This is a genomic window from Vibrio sp. 1978, from assembly GCF_033344345.1.
The window spans coordinates 176226-197101 of the sequence record NZ_JAWPOP010000003.1 but is presented as its reverse complement, the minus strand read 5'-3'; the positions used below and the strand labels follow the sequence as shown (position 1 = coordinate 197101).

The 20876-nt window shown below is 44.6% G+C and carries 19 protein-coding genes; 9 read left to right on the top strand and 10 right to left on the bottom strand.

The features are described 5' to 3' along the window. Positions 1-67 precede the first annotated feature (67 nt). Positions 68-973: a manganese-dependent inorganic pyrophosphatase gene (locus R8N49_RS04625; RefSeq protein WP_017634678.1), complete on the top strand. Its 906-nt coding sequence runs from the start codon at positions 68-70 to the stop codon at positions 971-973. A 68-nt stretch (positions 974-1041) separates the two neighbouring features. Next, positions 1042-1431, top strand: coding sequence for a DUF2750 domain-containing protein (locus tag R8N49_RS04620; RefSeq protein WP_005378129.1), 390 nt, complete (start codon positions 1042-1044; stop codon positions 1429-1431). Between the two features lie 79 nt (positions 1432-1510). On the opposite strand, the gene R8N49_RS04615 is transcribed toward R8N49_RS04620, so the two are convergent. The 6 genes from R8N49_RS04615 to pspF form a co-directional block, all read right to left on the bottom strand. After that, complete coding sequence (locus R8N49_RS04615) at positions 1511-2302, bottom strand: ATP-binding cassette domain-containing protein (RefSeq protein WP_005393308.1); 792 nt, start codon at positions 2300-2302, stop codon at positions 1511-1513. Next, positions 2299-3294, bottom strand: coding sequence for an oligopeptide/dipeptide ABC transporter ATP-binding protein (locus R8N49_RS04610; RefSeq protein WP_005378126.1), 996 nt, complete (start codon positions 3292-3294; stop codon positions 2299-2301). Before R8N49_RS04610 ends, R8N49_RS04615 begins: the two co-directional genes overlap by 4 nt. Further along, positions 3294-4181 carry an ABC transporter permease subunit gene (locus tag R8N49_RS04605; protein WP_005378123.1) on the bottom strand — a complete coding sequence of 296 codons (888 nt, stop codon included), beginning with the start codon at positions 4179-4181 and terminating at the stop codon, positions 3294-3296. The genes R8N49_RS04610 and R8N49_RS04605 overlap by 1 nt, the downstream gene beginning before the upstream one ends. Beyond that, entirely contained in the window at positions 4168-5130 is a 963-nt protein-coding gene (locus R8N49_RS04600; RefSeq protein WP_318189870.1) for an ABC transporter permease, read from the bottom strand. Before R8N49_RS04600 ends, R8N49_RS04605 begins: the two co-directional genes overlap by 14 nt. After that, a complete protein-coding gene (locus R8N49_RS04595) occupies positions 5130-6749 on the bottom strand; it encodes an ABC transporter substrate-binding protein (protein ID WP_258489349.1) in 1620 nt (539 codons plus the stop codon). Before R8N49_RS04595 ends, R8N49_RS04600 begins: the two co-directional genes overlap by 1 nt. 205 nt (positions 6750-6954) lie before the next feature. Then, positions 6955-7962, bottom strand: coding sequence for a phage shock protein operon transcriptional activator (gene pspF, locus R8N49_RS04590; protein WP_017820869.1), 1008 nt, complete (start codon positions 7960-7962; stop codon positions 6955-6957). Between the two features lie 232 nt (positions 7963-8194). Here pspF and pspA point away from each other — a divergent pair, with 232 nt between their 5' ends. The 7 genes from pspA to R8N49_RS04555 all read left to right on the top strand — a co-directional run bounded on the left by pspA (position 8195) and on the right by R8N49_RS04555 (position 15534). Further along, positions 8195-8866 carry a phage shock protein PspA gene (gene pspA / locus R8N49_RS04585; RefSeq protein ID WP_005378119.1) on the top strand — a complete coding sequence of 224 codons (672 nt, stop codon included), beginning with the start codon at positions 8195-8197 and terminating at the stop codon, positions 8864-8866. Between the two features lie 14 nt (positions 8867-8880). Beyond that, positions 8881-9114: an envelope stress response membrane protein PspB gene (gene pspB / locus R8N49_RS04580; RefSeq protein ID WP_005378117.1), complete on the top strand. Its 234-nt coding sequence runs from the start codon at positions 8881-8883 to the stop codon at positions 9112-9114. Beyond that, entirely contained in the window at positions 9107-9496 is a 390-nt protein-coding gene (gene pspC / locus R8N49_RS04575) for an envelope stress response membrane protein PspC (protein ID WP_025766867.1), read from the top strand. Before pspB ends, pspC begins: the two co-directional genes overlap by 8 nt. Before the next feature lie 161 nt (positions 9497-9657). After that, positions 9658-10689 carry an efflux RND transporter periplasmic adaptor subunit gene (locus R8N49_RS04570; RefSeq protein WP_054577943.1) on the top strand — a complete coding sequence of 344 codons (1032 nt, stop codon included), beginning with the start codon at positions 9658-9660 and terminating at the stop codon, positions 10687-10689. A 1-nt stretch (position 10690) separates the two neighbouring features. Continuing rightward, positions 10691-11788 carry an efflux RND transporter periplasmic adaptor subunit gene (locus tag R8N49_RS04565; protein ID WP_238952268.1) on the top strand — a complete coding sequence of 366 codons (1098 nt, stop codon included), beginning with the start codon at positions 10691-10693 and terminating at the stop codon, positions 11786-11788. Continuing rightward, on the top strand, positions 11785-14895 hold the full coding sequence (gene vmeI / locus R8N49_RS04560) for an efflux RND transporter permease subunit VmeI (protein WP_258489348.1): 3111 nt from the start codon (positions 11785-11787) through the stop codon (positions 14893-14895). Before R8N49_RS04565 ends, vmeI begins: the two co-directional genes overlap by 4 nt. A 72-nt stretch (positions 14896-14967) precedes the next feature. Beyond that, the gene (locus R8N49_RS04555; protein ID WP_005378109.1) at positions 14968-15534 is read left to right on the top strand and encodes a DNA-3-methyladenine glycosylase I; all 567 of its coding nucleotides are present in this window, start codon (positions 14968-14970) and stop codon (positions 15532-15534) included. Between the two features lie 24 nt (positions 15535-15558). Here R8N49_RS04555 and R8N49_RS04550 read toward each other — a convergent pair whose 3' ends face one another. From R8N49_RS04550 to cls, 4 genes are all read right to left on the bottom strand, one after another. After that, positions 15559-16419 (bottom strand): lipase secretion chaperone, encoded by an 861-nt coding sequence (locus R8N49_RS04550; protein WP_258489347.1) that lies wholly within the window; start codon positions 16417-16419, stop codon positions 15559-15561. Positions 16420-16431: 12 nt separating this feature from the next. After that, on the bottom strand, positions 16432-17337 hold the full coding sequence (locus R8N49_RS04545; protein WP_258489358.1) for an esterase/lipase family protein: 906 nt from the start codon (positions 17335-17337) through the stop codon (positions 16432-16434). A gap of 248 nt (positions 17338-17585) precedes the next feature. Further along, positions 17586-18791, bottom strand: a complete 1206-nt coding sequence (locus tag R8N49_RS04540) for a cystathionine beta-lyase (RefSeq protein ID WP_047100757.1) — start codon at positions 18789-18791, stop codon at positions 17586-17588. A gap of 211 nt (positions 18792-19002) precedes the next feature. Continuing rightward, positions 19003-20457 (bottom strand): cardiolipin synthase, encoded by a 1455-nt coding sequence (cls, locus tag R8N49_RS04535; RefSeq protein ID WP_047100754.1) that lies wholly within the window; start codon positions 20455-20457, stop codon positions 19003-19005. Between the last annotated feature and the right edge of the window lie 419 nt (positions 20458-20876).

Below are 20876 nucleotides of genomic sequence, written 5' to 3'. Positions count from 1 at the left end.
TGTGAGCAAACACGCCCTAATTAACTGTATTAGGCGGCGTATAAAATTGACTTGAATAGGAAGAAACATGATTCTAGTTGTAGGTCATAAGAACCCAGACAGTGACAGTATTTGTAGTGCACTCGTTGCAACTGAACTTCTAAAAGCGCGTGGCGTTGAAGCTATGCCAATTCGCCAAGGCGAAATCAACCGTGAAACTCAGCACATCCTAGAAGTTGCTGGCGCTGAAGTTCCTGAGCTTCGCACATCAGTTGCGGGTGAGACCGTTTGGCTAGTAGATTACTCAGATCTAGCACAAGCACCAGACGATATCGCAGAAGCTGAAATTGCGGGTATTGTTGACCACCACCGTCTAGGTGACGTGATGACAGTAAACCCAATGGAAGCATGGATCTGGCCTGTTGGTTGTACCAACACTGTTCTATTCAACATGTTCAAGATTGAAGGTCACGCGATTACTCCACAAATTGCTAAGCTAATGATGTCAGCAATTCTATCTGACACAGTAGGTTTTGCTTCTCCAACTTGTACACAAAAAGACAAAGATGCCGTTGCTGAACTAGCGGCAATCGCAGACGTACAAGATGTTGACGCGTTCACTAAAGATCTTCTAATTGCTAAAACAAACATCGAAGGTCTATCAGCGGCTGAGCTTGTTGAGAAAGACCTTAAAGGTTACCCATTCAACGGTCGTGACGTAGTGGTTGGTCAGGTTGAACTTGCAACTCTTGAGCAAGTTGACGGTATGATCGAAGCACTAGAAGCAGACCTAGAATCTCGTTGTGAGAAAGATAACCTAGCGTTCGCTGCTGTAATGCTAACAGACATCACGACTGCTCAAACTCGTCTTCTATACAAAGGTGAGTGGGCTGAGAAGCTTGTTAAGCACGAAAAAGACGGCATGCTAATGATGGAAAACACGCTAAGCCGTAAGAAGCAAGGTTGGCCTTGGCTTCAAACTGAGCTAGCTTAATTTTCTAGCATATACTTTAAATGCCCGCCTAGCTGCGGGCATTTTTCTATGGGAAATAGGAGACGAATATGTCTGAGCAACTGACCCAAGAGCAGATGGATACCATTAATCGCTACAACGAAGAGCAACGTTTAAAGTACTGCGTAAAAGAGATTGTGGCGAATCGTAAGGTTTGGATTCTGAAAGACGAACATGGCTGTGTCATGTTAAATACAGAAGATGATGATTGTGTACCAGTATGGCCAAACGAAGAATTTGCTTTGCAATGGGCGAATGGTGATTGGGAAGATTGCGAGCCTGAGGCGATCTCTTTAAACAAGTGGCACAGCCGTTGGACCTCTGGTCTAGAGGATGACGAGCTATCGATTGTTGTATTCCCAAATCAAAATGAAGAAGGGGTCGTATTGTTTCCTGACGAGTTTGATTTTGAACTGCGCAAACAAGCGAGCCGCCGTTAGTTTTTTGATTAGTACCCATGCAATAAAGAAGCCTGCGTTAAAGCAGGCTTCTTTATTGCACGATTACATCTTTGATAAGCTATTTTGTTTGATGGCTTGGCGCTTTATAAAAGTGGCTTTCGACTAGTCGTTGAGTAATAGGATGCTCGGGATGAGTCAATACTTGGTTGGTCTCGCCAAACTCGACCACTTCACCTTCATGCATCACCATCACTTTATCAGTAATATGCTTAACAATGCCAATATGCTGAGACACGTACACAAATGACAATCCCATCTCTTCTTGCAACTCGAGGAATAAGTTAATGATCTGCGAGCGCATTGCCATATCCAAACCGTTTAACGCCTCATCAGCGACAATGATGGAAGGTTGAAGAATAAGTGCACGAGCCAAACACACGCGCTGTTTTTGACCGGCAGCTAGCATTTGTGGATAAAAATAGGCGTGCTCAGGCAGCAATCCTACGCGGAGCAGGGTGTTCTTTACACGCTGCATGCGTGCATCTGGCGGCATGTTGGTATTTCGCTTTAGCGGACCTTCTAAAATACGACCAATCTGGATTCGTGGGTTTAACGATGTGTTTGGATCTTGGAAAATCATGCGGATGAGCTTGCAGCGTGTCGCGTAATCTTTGTGCTCCAATCGTTCGCCATTCACACGGATCTCTCCGGAGCTTGGTTCAACAACGCCAGCAAGCATACGAGCTAGTGTGGATTTTCCTGACCCGTTTTGACCAATAAAACCAATAGTTTGTCCTGGCTCTAAAGTAAAGCTTACCGGTTTAACTGCCTCATTAACCTGACGTTTGAACAGACGGGAGCGCGTAACAAATTGCTTCGATAAATTATCGACTTCAAGTAACGCACTCATGACTTTTTCTCCGTGTTCAATGGAAAGTGACAGTTAAATTTATGATTCTTAATTCGTCTGGTGTGTGGAATTTCTACACATTGTTTCTGCGCATACGGGCAACGTGGTCCGAGGCGACAACCGATAGGCAGATGCTGCAATGGCGGAATCGAGCCCGGTAGGGATTGGAGTTTTTGCTTGTGTGGTACCCAATCATTAAAGTCAGGCATCGCTTTAAGCAAGGCATCGGTGTACGGGTGCTTGGGTGCCGCAATGATTTTACTGGTATCGGCAGACTCCACCGACTGACCACAATACATTACCGTAATACGCCCTGCCCACTGTGTTATGGTCGCTAAGTCGTGGCCGATAAGCAAAATGGTTGTGTTATTAAGTTGGTTCATGCGGCTCAACAGACGCAAAATTTGCGATTGAGTAATCGGGTCTAAGTCGTTGGTTGGCTCATCTGCGATCAGCAACTTTGGTTTGGTCGCTATCGCCATGGCAATCATGACTTTTTGACACTCACCATCAGTCAGTTCATAAGGGTAGCTACCCATTAAACGCTTGTGATCTTTAATACCCACTTTATGCAAAAGCGCGATGGCCTGTTTTTTACGCCATTTAAATCGCTCCCACCATTTCCCTTCAAATGCGCGAGATGGAATGGATTCAATCAATTGACGCCCGACTTCCTCTGAAGGGTCAAGACAAGTTGAAGGCTCTTGGAAAATCATCGCAATATCACGAGCAATGACGCGCCGACGCTCTTTTGGTGTAAGCTGAAGCAAGTCAATATTGCCAAGGCGCATACGGTCTGCGGTGATGCGCCAGTTATCTTTACTTACCCCGACAATCGCTTTTGCAACTAAGCTTTTCCCTGAACCAGACTCACCTACAAGACCACGAATTTCGCCTTCGTTCAAAGTTAGGCTCATTCGGTCAACGGCTTTGACCAACCCTTGAGGTGTTTCGATCTCAATGGTCAAATGTCGAATATCTAACAACGGCATTATTCGATCCCCGCATTAAGCGCTTGACGTACACCTTCACCTACTAAGTTTAGGGTAATAACAGTAAACATGATGGTCAGGCCGGGTAGGGTCACTGTCCAAGGTGCAATATAAATAAGCTCGACAGAGTCACCTAATATTGCTCCCCACTCGGTGCTTGGTGCCTGTGCGCCTAGGCCAAGAAAACCCAGTGCCGTAATATCTAAAATCGCAGCAGAGAGCGCGAGTGTGATTTCAGCGGCAATGACCGTCAGAATGTTAGGAAGAATTGAACTCCACAGTAAGTAGAAATCATTAGCGCCATCAAGGCGTGCTGCCATTATGTAGTCTTTTTCAACTTCGGTGTGGACTGCGATATAAACGGAGCGAATAAAACGCGGAATCAAAGCCAAGCAGATTGCGAGTAAAATATTGAACCCACCAAAGCCTAGAAATGCCACAAAAATGATTGCTAATAAGAGCGACGGGATCGACATGACGGTATCGAGCAAGTGGTTGAGAGTACTCGAAAGTAAGCCTTTCGTCATACCTGCCAATACGCCAATTAAACAGCCTACAACGGCAGCAATTGCGGTGATGGCGACAGCAGCGCCAAATGTTAGCTGAGAGCCCATAATCAGGCGCGAAAGAATATCTCTACCTAAGTCATCGGTCCCCAAAAAGTAATCAACCGTTCCTGCTGGGGCCCATGATGGCGGCACAAGCAACTCACCTGACTGTGCTTGGGCGTCAAATGGTGCAAGTAGGGGGGCAAAAATGGTAATAAGGACGATAAACACCAAGCACCACAAGCCAAACATGGCTAGTCCGTTGGCACGGTAGCTTCGCCAAAATCGCTCAAACTGAGTTGGAATGCGTTCTTCCTGATAAACGTTATTTGTTAGCATACCATTCCTTTCGAACTAAAGGGTTAATCATCGCGCCAATCAAATCCGAGAGAATGTTAGCGGTAAGAACCAAAGTCGCAAGTACCATCACGCCAGCTTGGATAGATGCATAGTCTTGGCTTGCTAGCGCATCTAAAAGCCAACGACCAATACCTGGCCAGTTAAAAATAGACTCCGTGATGATAGCTAAGGTAATCATACTCGAAAGTTGAACACCAACTTTGGGAATGATAGGCGGTATCGCATTCCGCAATACATGTTGAGTTACGATTTCGCGGTTAGAAAGACCTTTGATTCTCGCTGCACGGATGTAGTTTTGGCTCATCACTTCCGCTACCGAGGAGCGCATTAGTCCGACAACCTGGGTGGTTGGAGCCAAAGCGAGCACCAAACATGGCAGTACCATATGCTCAATAACGCTTTGCAGTGCGTGAGCGGGGTATTCGCCTTTCGCCATGAATGCGTCGATAATGGCAAACCCGGTTACATGATCAATTTCGTAAAGTAAATCATACCGTCCCGCAACGGGAAAGAGTTGGTATTCCAATGAAAAGACCATGATAAGTAACAGAGCTACCCAAAAGATTGGGGCGGAATAACCAGACATTGACATGAATGAAATGCTGGTATCGAGCCATTTACCTTGCTTCATCCCAGCCACGGTTCCAAGTGGAATGCCGATCAAAAGGGACACCAAAAAGGCAAAGAAACACAATTCCAAAGTGGCTGGGAATACAACGGCGAGCTCGTCGTAAATCGCATTGCCGTTTTTACTTATGCCAAAATCGAGTTGAGAAAGGTTGATCAAGTAAGTTTGCCAGCCAGACCAAAAATCAACGTTTGCCCAGTGCGAGAGAGGGTCAAGGCGAAGCAGAGAAAAACCCACTAATGTAAGGATCATCAAAGTGATGATAAATAGGTTAAAGCGTCGAACGGTATACCAAAACATCAGTGAATTCTCTCAACTCTATCAAACGGTTGGGCATTGAAAGGGCTTGATTTGAAGCCTGTCAGCGATTTGTCGTGCACACGGAACTGCACGCCATGCGCCAGAGGAATAACCGGGAACTCTTGATTCAAAATGTTCTGTGCTTGGCGATATAGGTTCAAACGGTAACGCGGTTCTTGAGTTTCTAACGCCAAATCGAGCAAGAAATCGAAGTCATCGTTACACCACATGGACACGTTAAGGCCAACGCGGTCAGACTCGCAAGATAATAAAGGGCGGAAAAAGTTGTCAGGATCCCCGGTATCACCAATCCAACCTGTTAAAAGTAAATCGATATCGTTGATGTTCTCCAAATCCACACGTTCAAACCTATCATCGGTAAGTAGCGTTAATTTAACCCCAATATCGGCAAAATTCGCTTGGATTAGCTCCGCGGTCTTGCGAGGGCTTGGGTTAAAAGCACGTGGTTCAAGTGGTATCCACATGGTCAATTCTAGGCCGTCTTCGTAGCCTGCATCTCGAAGTAGTGCCAATGCATAATTCCGGTCATAACGAATTTTTACACTGTCTTTTTGATAAGCCCATGAATTAGGTGGTAGCAAGGTATAAGCTTGGGAGCCAGTTCCGTAGTAAACCGAATCTAAAATATTTTGACGGTTGATCGCTAAGTTAAGAGCTTGGCGAACTCGAGCATCACTCAGCGCGGTGGTTTCTGTGTTTATCGCAATAAAGGAAACGTTGTTAGCTGGTGTAGCCGTCAGCTCAAGGTTGTCATTTTCTTGAATGACAGGTATTTGGCTCGAAATAGGTGAAGAGAGTACGTCACACTCGTTTCTTAAAAGTTTAGCTAATGTACCCGTGCCTCTGTGAGAGATATCGAACACCACTTGTTCCATTTTTGCTGGTGACTTCCAGTAATTAGAATGACGCTCTAATCGAATCAAATCGTTCACTTGGTACTCTTTTATTTGATAAGGGCCGGTACCGATAGGAAGTTGGTCGATTTCTTCTTTATGATCTTTTGCTGCCAATTGCTGTCCGTACTCCGCAGACAAGATAACCGCATGGCTGGTGGCAATATTGGCCAAGAAAGAAAAGTTTGGCTGAGATAACGTAAACCTTACCGTATGCTCATCTATTGCAACCACGTCTTGGAGTAGGTTTTGAAAATCTAACCCTGCAAACCATGGATAAAAACCACCACCTACTTGGTGAAAAGGATGGTCTACATCGATGATTCGCTTGAAGCTAAATACCACATCTTTTGCATTCAATGGGCGAGTGGGTGCGAACCAAGGCGTGGTTTGGAATTGAACACCACGTTTAAGCTTAAACGTGTATTCCGTCCCTGATTCATTTACTGACCAACTCTCGGCGATGCTTGCCACGGGCTGATGTGATTTAGGATCGAGCGTGAGCAGCGTATCGTACAGCTGTGGGCTCAGAGCCTCTGCGGTAATACCGCTATCAATAAGCTGAGGGTTAAACGTGGTCGGCTTACCCTGTCCGCAAAACACAAAGCCAGCTTTGCGAATATCATTGTGGTCAATTTCATCGCCACAAGCGGTAAGTAGGCTAATCCCAATAAGGCTCAGCGATAATCTTATAAAAGCATTCATAATATGAAATGTTCATTGGATCTTGCTCGTTTCGTTTGATCTTACTCTTTCAAAGCTAACAAGCGAAAATGATCTCGCTAATTTATCACCTTTGTGAACTCGCTCCAAACATAAAATCCATACACTGTAAGGTGTTATGCCATAAATGCATGCGAATTAGAGCGCAGTCAAGAGCTCGTGTATTGATTGAGTTCTCTCGGTCAAGTTAGCTTTGTCCGACCAAACCATATTTTCTAACCATCCCTCGTAATTGGTGATAGCTCAAGCCAAGTAGCTCGGCTGCTTGTCGTTGATTAAACTTGGCTTCTTCCAATGCACGATTGAGTAAATGGATATCTTGTTCCTCTTGCCATTGTTTATAGTCTAGAGGGAATTGGATGGTGTTGCTTGATGCTTCCTCTTCTTGTTGTTCTGCTTGTTTTGCACTATGGCCAAGCGCGCTGTGCCAAACCGTTTCAAAGGGATTGAAAACCAGTTCATCAATTGGGTGAGCATTCAGACCATGTTGGTAAATCGCACGTTCAATCACGTTTTTTAGTTCGCGGACGTTACCGGGCCATTCATATTCAATAAGCGACTGCTGCGCTTTTGGGGTAAAACCGACAAAGTATTCCAGTTGCAGTTCACGACACATTTTCATCGCGTAGTGCTCTGCTAAAGAGAGAATGTCTTCTTTGCGCTCGCGAAGAGGCGGCAACATAATGACATCGAAGGCTAGCCTGTCGAGCAGATCTGCACGAAAATCACCTTGCTCTGCCAATTTTGGTAGGTCGGCATTGGTTGCACAAACAAGTCGAACATCCGCATTGAGAGCGGTATGACCGCCAACTCGCTCATATTCACCATATTCAATGACACGTAATAGCTTTTCTTGAACTAAAAGTGGTGCGGTTGCCAGTTCGTCAAGAAACAAAGTACCGCCCTCGGCACGCTCGAAACGCCCTTTATGTTTACCTTTAGAGCCCGTGAAGGAGCCGGATTCATGTCCAAACAATTCGGAATCTATTAGCCCTTCGCTTAATGTCGCACAGTTGAGTGATAGTAGTGGTTTATCCCAACGTCTTGATAAATAATGCAAACGCTGAGCGATGAGTTCTTTACCCGTACCTCGTTCACCAATGATGAGGACAGGGCGCTCAATGGGTGCAAGTTGTGATACTTTATCTAGTACAGCGAGAAAAGCAGGTGATTCACCAATCAGGTTTTGCTTCATAAAGTCCTTCTTATTTAACAGCCGAGCCATGATTTAGAGATAGAGTTGGTAAATTTCACCAACAGTTGGTGAAAAACATCATAGCACAATAGTGTGTAACGACAACAAAATGAATAACAATCTGATTTAAAAGAAAATTATAAGTTGGCACGTTACTTGTTATATATTCAGGGAGACACAAGGTTAATCACCACCTTGTCGAGTTTTAATAGGAAAAAAGAGGAGTTCCGTTATGGGTATTTTTTCTCGATTTGCAGATATCGTTAACTCAAACATCAGTGCATTACTGGACAAGGCGGAAGATCCTGAAAAAATGATCCGTCTTATCATTCAAGAAATGGAAGACACACTTGTTGAAGTGCGTACTAACTCGGCTAAAGCGATTGCAGACAAGAAAGAGTTGGCTCGTAAGGTTGAAACGTTAGAAGAGCAAATTGGCGAATGGGGCCAAAAAGCGAGCTTAGCATTAGTTAAAGAGCGTGAAGATCTAGCTCGTGCAGCGTTAATTGAAAAGCAAAAGCTAGAGCAAGTGATTAAGGGCCTCCACACTGAGCAAACCTTAGTGGAAGAAACGATCGATAAGCTTACTGGCGAGATTGGTAAGTTGGAAAGCAAAATTGCTGAAACGCGCGCAAAACAGCAAGCACTAGCAATTCGTAACCAAACTGCATCTAACCGTCGTGATGTGCAAAAACACCTGCACACTAGCCGTACTAATGAAGCGATGGCGAAATTTGAGCAGTACTCACGTAAAGTGGATGAAATGGAAGCGGAAGCAGACCTGTATGCTCAAACTGGTAATGCTAAATCGCTAGAACAAGAGTTTGCAGAGTTGCAGGCACAAGACGAAATTGAAAAAGAGTTGGCAAAACTGAAAGAACAGATGTCATCGAAAGATAAATAAGAAAGGAGCCATTTATGTCGGCATTTTTTATAGCAGGACCAGTGATTGTCTTTTTAATCTTTGTCGCTCCACTATGGCTCTTCTTACACTATCGCAGCAAACGCAAAACAGATAGTGCACTGTCGAGCCAAGATTTAGAGCGCCTTCAGGTACTATCTGAAAAAGCGGAAGCGATGCAGTCCCGAGTTGATACATTGGAGCGCATCTTGGATGCTGAGTCACCAACATGGAGACGAAAGTATGAATAATCGAGAACTGTATCGTGATCCAGTAAATGGCAAAATCTCCGGTGTTTGCGCCGGAATTGCCAACTACTTTGGTGCAGAAGTTTGGTTGATTCGTATTGTAGTGATTTCTGCAGCGCTGTTAGGTGGTACGTTTTTGGTATTGTTAGCGTACATCGCGATGGCGTTTATGTTAGAAAAGCAACCAGTAACGTATTCTGAAAATATCAGAGCTCAGCAAGAGCATACGCTCAAAAGTAAGCCTTGGCAGAAAGGGCAAAGCCCTGATCAACTGCTCAGTGTGTTGGAAAGGGATTTTGACCGTCTTGATGGCAAAATTCGTAACATGGAAGCTTATGTTACGTCTGATACATATAGGGTGAACAGAGAATTCAGTAAGCTCTAGGCATTTTGTATCCAAAGAAGATTTAACTGAAGCAGGCATAAAGCCTGCTTTTTTATCACAAATTACTAATTTTAAAGCACTATTAATCTTTTCTGCTCTGGAAGTTCGTTCAAAATTCATCTACTTTAAAAATAATCCCCCAATTTTTATGGATGAATGTAATGAGAAAATTGCTCATTCCTATTGCCATCTCGGCTGTCTTGTCGGGGTGCGGTAAAGAACTTCCTCCTGTTCCTGAACCTGAATCGCGCCCTGCGAAGCTATTTACAGTATCTGTTGGCAATGCCCAGTTTGAGCGACATTTTCCTGCCACGACGGAAGCTGGCGATAGAGCAGTACTGACATTTCGAGTTCCTGGGCTTCTTCAAACGATAGAAGTGAATGAAGGTCAAGTCGTCAGTAAAGGTGATGTTTTGGCGTCATTAAACCCAGATGAATATTCTCTGCTCGAACAGCAAGCTCGGGCAAATTTTTTGCTCGCAGATGTGCAATACAAGCGATACCAAAAGCTACGTAAAGACCAAGTAGTATCTGAGCAAGATTTTGATGAGGCAAAAGCGAATCACAACTCGGCAAAAGCTCAATGGAATCAAGCAAAGGCAAACTTAAGGTATACCAAACTTGTCGCGCCATATGATGGCACCATTTCGTACATTCCAGCAGAAAACCATGAATATGTTGCCGCGAAAGAAGGGGTGATGAATATTCAGTCCAACCAACTCCTCAAAGTGATATTCCAAATCCCAGACTATCTTCTAAATCGTTACACGCAGGGGAGCGATGTCTCTGCCAGAATGATATTTGATGCGTTCCCCGAGCGAGCCTTTGATTTAACCTTTCAGGAAATCGATACAGAAGCCGATCCTAAAACGGGCAGTTACAAAGTCACGATGGTCATGGAACGGCCAGCAGAAATAGGCCTTTTGCCGGGAATGTCTGGCAATGCTTACCTCCTGTCCAAAAGTGCAGGAGCGACAAAGATTCCTAACTCTGCGCTGCTAGTAGAGAACGGCAAAACATACGTTTGGCGTGTCGATGAGCAAGGCATTGTGTCCAAAGCCGCAATTGAGATGAATGACAAAAATCAAGTGTTAGCTGGGCTTAACGATGGCGACCAAATCATTATCTCGGGTGTCAGTGTAATTGAACCCGGAATTAAGGTAAGAGCGTGGATTAAGGAAAGAGGGTTGTAATATGAAAGGAATCATCTCTCTAGCGACTTTACTTTCAACGCTTTTTCTCGTCGGCTGTGGGGATAAGGCGCCAGAAAAAGAGCTCGAAACGCCACGAGTTAGGGTTACGTCATTAGCGGGAAACAAGGTGGACGACAACTTGTACTTCCCTGCGGTTGCGAATGCAGCGGATCGCTCTCATTTGAGCTTTAGAGTGGCAGGAGAAGTCAGCAGCATCATGGTAAAAGAGGGCGACAAAGTCACGAAGGGTGATGTTATTGCAACACTAGATCCCACTGACTATGAGTTGGATGTAGATAATGCGAGTGCGCGTTTTTCTGTTGTCGACAGTCAGTATCGCCGCTCACGCCCTTTGGTTGATAAAGGCCTATTAGCTAAGTCTCAGTTTGATGAAATTGCAGCACAACGACAAATCGCCTTAGCTGAGCTTCAGTTAGCCAAACTTCGTCTATCATTTACTGCCTTAAAAGCGCCCGTGGATGGGATTATTTCGCGAGTTAATATCGACCAATTCGAAAATGTTCAAGTCGGACAGCATATCGTTAATATTCACAGCTTGGAGCGAGTCGAAGTGTTGATTCAGCTTCCTGACCGCCTCTATGTGAACCAACCGCCAACGGAAGAAAGGCTTACCGCGATCAAAGCATTAGTGCGCGTGCCCAGTGGTAACGAATATAACGCGACGGTAAAAGAATTTACAACCGAACCCGACCCAACAACAGGTACGTTTACTGTCACACTGTCGCTTCCTATGCCGGAAGAAGAGTACATCCTAGATGGTATGGCTGTTGAGGTAACTTCTAAAGACGAGAATGTTGGGCTTGATCTCAACCTAGGAATTAATGTTCCTATCGAAGCCATTTTTAATGCGGATGGTGACGAGCTGGGGCGCGAAAACAAATTTGTTTGGGTACTGAATGACGACAATACGGTATCGCGCAAACAGGTGCGAGCAGGTAAGGCATCTAAAACGTCCATTCAAATCCTTGATGGTCTCATGCTCAAAGACAAAGTCGTGATTGCCGGTGTTTCTCGATTAAGGGATGGCATGAAAGTGGAAGTGATACAGGAAATGGCTACGCAGGAGGTCGGTCTATGAGCGATCTTAATAAATCAGTGCCTCAAAGTGATGATGATGTGACCGGTATTGCTGCGTACTTCATCCGAAATCGCGTCATCAGTTGGATGGTCGCACTGATATTTTTGATTGGTGGTATCGCCGCATTCTTTGGTTTAGGGCGTCTTGAGGACCCTGCTTTTACTATTAAAGATGCGATGGTAGTGACCTCTTACCCTGGTGCGACACCGCAACAAGTCGAAGAAGAAGTGACGTATCCAATCGAAAAAGCGATTCAGCAGCTTACTTATGTTGATGAAGTAAATTCGATTTCTAGCCGGGGATTATCTCAAATCACGGTCACGATGAAGAACAATTATGGCCCTGATGATCTACCACAAATTTGGGATGAGTTGCGCCGTAAAGTGAACGACCTTAAAGGGACGTTGCCTCCAGGTGTGAATGAACCTCAAGTGATCGATGATTTTGGTGATGTTTACGGGATTTTGTTAGCGGTGACTGGCGACGGTTATAGCTATAAAGAGCTACTGGATTACGTCGATTACTTACGCCGAGAGCTCGAACTGGTTGATGGTGTGAGTAAAGTTTCGGTATCCGGGCAACAGCAAGAGCAAGTTTTCATCGAAGTATCGATGAAAAAGCTGAGCAGTATAGGTCTTGCTCCGGATACCGTGTTTAATCTTCTTTCGACGCAAAACGTGGTTTCTGACGCAGGGGCGATCAGAATTGGTGACGAGTACATCAGAATTCAGCCGACTGGCGAGTTCCAGAGTGTGGAGGAGCTGGGTGATTTGTTGATTACTGAGTCGGGCGCTCAGGGGCTCATTTTCTTGAAAGATGTGGCGGAAATAAAACGCGGGTATGTAGAAGTACCGAGTAATATTATTAATTTTAACGGAAGTCTTGCACTAAACGTCGGCGTTTCTTTTGCTGAAGGCGTCAACGTCGTTGAAGTCGGAAAAGCATTTGATCATCGCCTTGCCGAGCTAAAGTACCAGCAACCTGTCGGTATCGAAATTTCGGAAATTTACAGTCAGCCGAAAGAAGTGGATAAATCGGTTAGCGGTTTTGTTGTGAGCTTGGCTCAAGCTGTCGGTATCGTCATTATCGTACTTCTGTTCTTTATGGGGCTACGTTCTGGGCTACTAATCGGTTTAATCTTGCTGCTGACGGTGCTGGGTACGTTCATTTTCATGAAGTATCTCGCGATAGATTTACAGCGGATTTCATTAGGTGCCTTGGTTATCGCGTTAGGTATGCTGGTGGACAATGCCATCGTTGTGGTTGAGGGGATTTTGATTGGTACTCAAAAAGGGCGAACTCGACTCCAAGCAGCGACCGACATTGTTACCCAAACAAAATGGCCATTACTTGGGGCAACTGTGATTGCGGTAACTGCATTTGCGCCAATTGGACTGTCTGAAGACTCGACGGGCGAATACTGTGGCACTTTATTTACGGTTCTGCTGATCTCTTTAATGTTGAGCTGGTTTACCGCTATCTCGTTGACACCATTCTTTGCTGACATCTTCTTTAAAGGCCAGAAGATTAAACAAGGTGAAGGGGAAGAAAATGATCCATATAACGGGGTTATTTTCGTTATTTATAAAAAGTTTCTTCAGTTTTGTATGCGTCGTGCTTGGTTTACCGTTGTGGTGCTGATTGCGGGATTAGCGGCAAGTGTTTACGGGTTCACCTTTGTGAAGCAAGCGTTTTTCCCATCTTCGACAACGCCGATTTTTCAGTTAGATGTATGGATGCCAGAAGGAACTGATATTCGAGCAACCAACACAACGCTTAAAGAGTTAGAAAGTTGGTTAGCTAAGCAAGAGCATGTTGACCATATCACGACGACCGCGGGTAAAGGCTTACAGCGCTTCATGTTAACGTACGCGCCAGAGAAAAGTTATGCGGCTTATGGTGAGATAACCACTCGTATGGAAAATTACGAAGCGTTGAAACCATTAATGGCGAAGTTTCGAGAGTATTTAAAAGCCAACTATCCAGAAATCAATTACAAGCTCAAACAGATTGAGTTAGGCCCTGGTGGTGGTGCAAAAATTGAAGCGCGTATTATTGGCTCAGATCCAACCGTCCTTCGTACGATAGCCGCTCAGGTCAAGGACATCATGTACGCCGACCCTCAGGCAACAAATATCAGGCATGATTGGCGTGAACGAACCCAAGTTCTTGAACCTCAGTTTAACGAGAGTCAGGCACGTCGCTATGGCATTACCAAATCGGACGTCGATGATTTCTTGTCCATGTCATTCTCTGGAATGACGATAGGCTTGTACCGAGACGGCACGACGCTCATGCCTATCGTGGCTCGTTTACCAGAAGATGAGCGCATTGATATTCGTAACATCGAAGGCATGAAAATATGGAGTCCAGCACAGAGTGAGTTTATTCCACTTCAACAGGTCACAATGGGTTACGACATGCGTTGGGAGGATCCTATTATTGTGCGTAAGAACCGTAAGCGTATGCTCACTGTGATGGCAGACCCTGATATTCTAGGTGAAGAAACCGCATCGACGTTGCAAAAACGCTTACAGCCCCAAATCGAAGCGATTCAATTACCACCAGGTTATTCCTTAGAGTGGGGTGGTGAATACGAATCTTCAGGTGATGCTCAAGAGTCACTGTTTACTACCATGCCAATGGGGTACTTGTTCATGTTCTTGATCACTGTATTCCTATTTAACTCTATCAAAGAACCACTCATTGTTTGGCTTACCGTGCCGCTGGCGTTAATTGGTGTCACCACCGGTTTGTTGGCACTCAACACGCCGTTTGGCTTTATGGCATTGCTCGGCTTCTTAAGCTTATCGGGAATGGTGCTCAAAAATGGCATCGTATTACTTGACCAAATTGAAATTGAAATGAAGTCCGGTAAAGAGGCTTATGACGCGGTCGTTGATGCTGCGGTAAGTCGCGTCCGTCCCGTTTGTATGGCTGCTATCACGACGATCCTTGGTATGATCCCACTGTTGCCAGATATTTTCTTCAAACCAATGGCGGTTACGATTATGTTTGGTTTGGGTTTTGCGACAGTCCTGACACTGATTGTCGTGCCAGTGTTGTATCGTTTGTTCCATAAAGTGGCAGTACCGAAACAGGCTTAGTGCTACTGATATAACGATGAAAAATATCGCGCCTCTAGCTCATCAGTTAGAGGCGCTTTTTAAGGAAGAATAATGACAGAACAAAAAACGTGTGCGTGGGCGATGAATCACCCATTAGAGCGCGAATATCATGATTCCGAATGGGGCGTGCCAGTATATGACGACCAAGTCCTGTTTGAATTTATTACTTTGGAAGGTGCGCAAGCTGGTCTTAGTTGGATCACCATCCTTAAAAAGCGCGAAGGTTACAGAGAAGCGTTCGAGAATTACGATCTAGATGCGTTGGAACAAAGAAATGAAGAACGCGCTGAATACATCGTGGAAAACTTCGATGTTGTGAGACATCGCGGAAAGATTAACTCGGTATTCAGTAATGCCAAAGCGGCCAAAGCGTTAATTGCTGAATACGGGAGTTTATCAGACGCGTTGTGGCAGTTCGTGGACGGTGAACCAATCGTCAATCAATGGCAACATATGAGTGACGTACCAGCTTCGACAGAGCAATCCAAAGCCATGAGTAAATTCCTAAAAAAGAAAGGCTTCAAGTTTGTCGGTGAAACCATCTGTTATGCTTTCATGCAAGCCGTCGGCATGGTGGATGACCATATCGTTGGATGTCCTAAAAAGCAGAATAAGTAACGTTTGGCGATTAAGCTAATGTTGTTAGTTCTGGCTATCATGAATACGTTCCAAAGCTTCGATTCGACGCCATTGAGTGGCATTGAAGCTTTGTTTTCTTAAAGCAATGATTTCTGCCTGTTTTTCGTCTTGCCCTAGAAAATCTCTATTCAGAATATTTTGACGCTGCTTTAAGTAAGTGGCGAGTTGAGTCTCAAATGATGCTCTTTGCTCATCAAGCTTTTGCAGCCTCTGCGCTCCGGCATCTCCTACCAGAGCAACACGGGCGATGTACTTATCTTGTGAATCAAGCTGAGAAGCTTGCTCGAGCTGCTCTGCTAATGCGTTATTGCGTTCACTTTCTCGTATGTAATCCGGTTGTTCTGATAACGCTTGATTGAGAAGGTGTGCTTGACTCTCGATATCCGATGCCTGTGTTTTAATCGTCAGCTTTTCTAAAGCAAGTTGGCGAAGTCGGTTTTCTTCGTCAAACAATTGGGTTATCTGCACCTCGTTAAAGTATTGAAGCTGTAAGTTCAGTGTTGCTTCATTCAGCATGGTTAACTGTTCAAGCGTTAGGTGGTTGTGCTCAAAAGGCTCTAATGCAGTGAGTGCTTGCTTGTAGGAAAGGTAGGCTTGAAAAAGTGTGGCATCAATATTCAGAGTTTGCTTTGCTAAAGTGTCATCATTGACTTCCGCTTTGATCGTATCGAGATCTTCTTCGCCCAGCCGGCTAAGAGAATATTCGAAGAAGTCTTTTGGGGAAGAGACATCGGCGGCTATATCTTGCTGAGATGGCGAATGGTTAGAGGTTATCTCTTGTTGTTTGTCGCTTTGCAACAGAGAAAGCGCTCCCACGCCAAATATCGAGAGCAGGATAAAAGTGGTGAGAGCGACTTTCTTCATTGTGATGACCTCTTATAAACCTTGAAGTTTGAGACGATTTGCATGTTGGCGATAAAGCGTGACTGGATCGGTTTCAAAAAGATGATGAATACCGAGTAGACCGTTAATTTCATCCAAATGGTTCATTTGATAATCATCACGTATGACTTTGCCTAAATGTGTGCTGCACGCACCAACTAAGCCATCATTCGGCCCATCAAAGGCTAAGCCAAGTACCATCATGGCAGCGTCAGTCGGATCGAAAACGTTTGTAAAAGTGGATGATCCGGTCCATGAGTAGTAATAAACGCCATTTGAAGCTAGCAAGTCGCCATTACCACATTCACTGGTAGGGACTCCCTCCGGGTAGCGTTGGTTAAACGCTAATGATCCTTCCGTGGTTAATGCTGCTAGTGAGGCTAAAGGGTCTTGGTCGAGATCAGAACCACCTGATAGAAGATTAATAAGAGTAGTTAAGCCTTGCGCCAGTTTTACCGCGAGCTGCTCACTACCCGAACCCTCAGATACGGTGCCACGAACTAAATCTGCCACTTTAGACCCTTTATTAACGCCACCTATACTCGTAACTGATGCGACTAGGTCAGGACGGACAGAGGCAACATAGCGCGTTGTTGGACCACCATGACTGTGACCAATGAGATTGACTTTCTCTGCGCCTGTTGCTGCAAGTAAGGTTTCTACTTGAGCAAGCAGTTGCTCCCCTCGAACTTCGCTGCTATTGGTCGCGGATACCTGTGCAACATAAACTTTAGCGCCATCTTTTGTTAAGGAATGTGGTATTCCGAAAAAGTAATCAACGCCTGCCAGGGTATCAAAACCAAACAAACCGTGAACCAAGACAATCGGATACTTGGTTTGGGTATAACCTGTTGCAGCGTATACGGAGGTTATTGGGACGGTAACTAAGGTAAAAAGCATTAGCGCTATAAATTTGAGTTTCAAAACTATCTCCTTGTGGTATGACCTCTTATGAATGATAAAAAGTAGGAGAGAAACTCTAAATTTGAAAAGCCTATTTATGGCACATTATTTCATTCTGTGACTGCTCAATTGAAAAACAACACAAATGATTAACATTAATTAATGGTTCGGGCGAATGTTAGTTAATTCTAATTAAGTCAGAGGGTTATAAAAACGCCCCGCAATGCAGGGCGATTCAATCATTGTTATAGGGAGGCTTCTTTTTCAAGCATTAAGGCATTATAACGCGCAAAACCAGCCTCTAAATCAGCGATCAAGTCATTTACGTCTTCTAAGCCAATATGAATACGAACCAAAGTACCTTCAAAGTGTGGGTGAGCTACGGTTCTCAGGCTGTTAAAGCTCTTAGGTTCGTTAGCTAGAATGAGGCTTTCATAACCGCCCCAAGAGTAACCCATACTGAAGTGTTTCATACCATCAAGCAGAGCCGTCGTCGCTTTTGGATAAGACGTTTTGAGAACAAATGAAAACAAGCCGTTTCCACCTGTGAAGTCTCGTTTGAAAAACTCATGGCCAGGGCTTGTTTCTAAAGCTGGATGGCGGACATGATCAACTTCTGGGCGAGAAGCGAGCCACTGAGCGACTTTTAAACTGCTTTCTGCGTGCTGTCTTAGGCGAACATCCAACGTGCGAATACCTCGAAGACCTAGGTATGCGTCGTCAGGAGAAACGCACTGACCCATCAGGTAGCTTTGTTCACGAAGCTGATCCCAATACTTTTCAGAAGCCACAGCAGTACCTAGCATGACATCTGAATGTCCAACGATATACTTAGTCGCCGCTTGAATGGAAATGTCTACGCCATGCTCGAAAGGAGAGAAGTTCACGCCAGCTCCCCATGTGTTGTCAAGCATCACAATGATATCTTGCTCGTGGGCAATGCGCGCTAATGTAGGTACATCTTGGACTTCCATGGTTATTGAACCAGGAGATTCCAAGAAAAGGACTTTGGTATTCGGCTGAATCAAGTCTCGGATACCTTCACCGATCATTGGGTCATAATAGGTGGTTTCGATGCCCATCTTTTTCATGATGGTGTTACAAAAGTCACGAGTTGGTTCGTAACAAGTGTCCACCATTAGAATGTGATCGCCAGTTTCAACGAAAGAGAGGATGACATTTGAAATTGCTGCCGTTCCACAAGGGTAAAGCGCGCAACCAGCTCCACCTTCAATCTCAACCATTGCGTCTTGGAAAGCAAAGTGCGTGTTGGTGCCTCGGCGACCATAAAACAACGTTTTGTTTGCACGATTAATGGTGGCTTGGTTCTTTTCTGCAACGGTATTGAATACCACAGTTGAAGCGCGTTGAACGGGTGGGTTTACAACACCATTTGTCCACTTTTTATCGCGGCCAGCGGTAATGAGTTTGGTTTTTTTTCCCTCTGACATAAAAGTTCCCTGTCTTAAATATTGCGGTTTGGAATATTTAAAACATGGACGACGTAGGTTATGCAAGGGAAAAGTCAACTATCAGCCAATAACAGCCAAGATGAACAGGTAATGATGTCGAGAGGTATCGTGTAGATAGGGAGCTAAAAGAACAAACCTCCAGCAGGATGCATGTAGCGCTGGAGGTTTTTTAGCCTGTGTATTTGAGGTATTAGAGGAGTGGATTGAAGAGATAGAACACTCGCTCTAAGAACCGAGAAAATAGGCTCCTTTTCTCCCATTCTTCCAATACAACAGTGTGAGATTGCTTAATATAGCTATCTTGTAACCAAGACATTTGCTTGGTGAACTCTTCGTCGTCAACGGCGAGGGTCACTTCGAAGTTCAGCCACAAGCTGCGCATATCCATGTTTACGGTGCCAACTAAACAGAATTGGTCGTCAATTACGACAGATTTTGTATGCAGCAAACCACCATAAAACTCATAAATCTTGACCCCTGAACTCAAGAGCTCACTATAAAAAGCGCGTGACGCCCATTGCACCATCATAGAGTCATTTTTATGTGGAATAACGAGTTCAACGTCAATGCCTCGTTGTGCTGTCATCTTTAACGTTTCGAGTAAATCAGCATTGGGCACGAAATATGGTGTTGTGATTCGTACCGAGCGATTGGCTTGGTTTATTGCCAATGTTAATACTTGATAGATCAGATATTCCGGCATACCTGGGCCAGAAGGCACAACCTGAATAGGGTGTTGGAATTCACTCTCATCGATCTTGCATTCAGGTAGTCTTGGTAAATGACGTTCGCCAGTTTCGACTTCCCAATCCCAACAGTGGATGGCACTCAATACGTTTACCGTTGGTCCTGTAATACGAACCATGATATCCACCCAATGCCCAACGCCACTATTTTGCTTGAAGTAAGCCGGGTCAACCAAGTTCATTGAACCTGTATAAGCAATTTCATCATCAATTACGATGATCTTGCGATGCTGGCGAAGATCAAGACGACGTAAGAAAATACGCCACATCTTCACTTCTAACGCTTGAATAACTTCAATTCCAGCATCCTGCATCATTCGATACCAAGGACTTCTGAAAAAACGCGGGCTACCTGCTGAATCGAGCAATAGCTTGACATCTACGCCGCGTTTAGCCGCTCGGATAAGTGCAGAAGCGACAGAGTCAGCCAAACCACCTGGATGCCAAATGTAGAATACCATTCGAATACTGCTCTGCGCGTTTTCGATGTCTTCAATAATGGAATGCAAAATCTCATTAGGTGACTGTTGCAGCGACAATGTATTACCGCTCAATGCGGGAAGACCAAGGCGGTTGTTACATAGTTCATCAATTCGGTAGATGTGCCTTCCCATCGTTTCTGGGTTGTGCGCGTTACAGTCGTTAAGCTGACTGAACCACTTCTCGAATGGTGTAAACATCTCTTTTGCGCGTTCGGCCCGTTTTCTGCCTAAGTTCAGTTCACCGAAGAGGAAATAACACGCGACACCCAGAACGGGAAGGATATAAATGATCATTAGCCAAGCTAAAGACACGCTCACTGCACGGCGCTTTAAAACGACACGAATGGTCACACCTGCGACCAATAACCAATATAGCCCGATGCCAGCTAAAGTAAGAAAGTGATAAAACTTGTCCATATACGCTCAGAGTAATATGCCCTTCTAGGATATTAAGCATAAAAGTGGGTTGGGGGAATAGATTTCCCATTTAGACATGGGATTGACCTTATATGAGGAACGAATTTCATAACAGCTGATTCTGTTATTTTAATGTGAAAAATAAGGTCATTCTTTAACTTTTGAACAAAAAAGCAGCATTTAACCTGCGTAACTCGACACTTGTGCGATAAATGTACTTTTTTGGGGTTCCAATTTTAAAGGGGAGCTGCTTTACTTTCTAGACATAGTGCGTCGAACGCTTATTTTATAAGTGTACAATAATTTTTACATAAACTTTTTAGACGCCTATCTCTATGCATACACAACAAACTAATTTTGGAGAAAAAGCGTGGCTACAACTAATACAGCAGCACCACGTGATACGTGGGGGTCTAAAC

What these genes read in the sequence shown, in the direction of transcription:
- R8N49_RS04625 (WP_017634678.1), top strand. Translation starts at nt 68, where the DNA reads ATGATTCTAGTTGTAGGTCATAAGAACCCAGACAGTGACAGTATTTGT.
- R8N49_RS04620 (WP_005378129.1), top strand. Translation starts at nt 1,042, where the DNA reads ATGTCTGAGCAACTGACCCAAGAGCAGATGGATACCATTAATCGCTAC.
- R8N49_RS04615 (WP_005393308.1), bottom strand. Translation starts at nt 2,302, where the DNA reads ATGAGTGCGTTACTTGAAGTCGATAATTTATCGAAGCAATTTGTTACG.
- R8N49_RS04610 (WP_005378126.1), bottom strand. Translation starts at nt 3,294, where the DNA reads ATGCCGTTGTTAGATATTCGACATTTGACCATTGAGATCGAAACACCT.
- R8N49_RS04605 (WP_005378123.1), bottom strand. Translation starts at nt 4,181, where the DNA reads ATGCTAACAAATAACGTTTATCAGGAAGAACGCATTCCAACTCAGTTT.
- R8N49_RS04600 (WP_318189870.1), bottom strand. Translation starts at nt 5,130, where the DNA reads ATGTTTTGGTATACCGTTCGACGCTTTAACCTATTTATCATCACTTTG.
- R8N49_RS04595 (WP_258489349.1), bottom strand. Translation starts at nt 6,749, where the DNA reads ATGAATGCTTTTATAAGATTATCGCTGAGCCTTATTGGGATTAGCCTA.
- pspF (WP_017820869.1), bottom strand. Translation starts at nt 7,962, where the DNA reads ATGAAGCAAAACCTGATTGGTGAATCACCTGCTTTTCTCGCTGTACTA.
- pspA (WP_005378119.1), top strand. Translation starts at nt 8,195, where the DNA reads ATGGGTATTTTTTCTCGATTTGCAGATATCGTTAACTCAAACATCAGT.
- pspB (WP_005378117.1), top strand. Translation starts at nt 8,881, where the DNA reads ATGTCGGCATTTTTTATAGCAGGACCAGTGATTGTCTTTTTAATCTTT.
- pspC (WP_025766867.1), top strand. Translation starts at nt 9,107, where the DNA reads ATGAATAATCGAGAACTGTATCGTGATCCAGTAAATGGCAAAATCTCC.
- R8N49_RS04570 (WP_054577943.1), top strand. Translation starts at nt 9,658, where the DNA reads ATGAGAAAATTGCTCATTCCTATTGCCATCTCGGCTGTCTTGTCGGGG.
- R8N49_RS04565 (WP_238952268.1), top strand. Translation starts at nt 10,691, where the DNA reads ATGAAAGGAATCATCTCTCTAGCGACTTTACTTTCAACGCTTTTTCTC.
- vmeI (WP_258489348.1), top strand. Translation starts at nt 11,785, where the DNA reads ATGAGCGATCTTAATAAATCAGTGCCTCAAAGTGATGATGATGTGACC.
- R8N49_RS04555 (WP_005378109.1), top strand. Translation starts at nt 14,968, where the DNA reads ATGACAGAACAAAAAACGTGTGCGTGGGCGATGAATCACCCATTAGAG.
- R8N49_RS04550 (WP_258489347.1), bottom strand. Translation starts at nt 16,419, where the DNA reads ATGAAGAAAGTCGCTCTCACCACTTTTATCCTGCTCTCGATATTTGGC.
- R8N49_RS04545 (WP_258489358.1), bottom strand. Translation starts at nt 17,337, where the DNA reads ATGCTTTTTACCTTAGTTACCGTCCCAATAACCTCCGTATACGCTGCA.
- R8N49_RS04540 (WP_047100757.1), bottom strand. Translation starts at nt 18,791, where the DNA reads ATGTCAGAGGGAAAAAAAACCAAACTCATTACCGCTGGCCGCGATAAA.
- cls (WP_047100754.1), bottom strand. Translation starts at nt 20,457, where the DNA reads ATGGACAAGTTTTATCACTTTCTTACTTTAGCTGGCATCGGGCTATAT.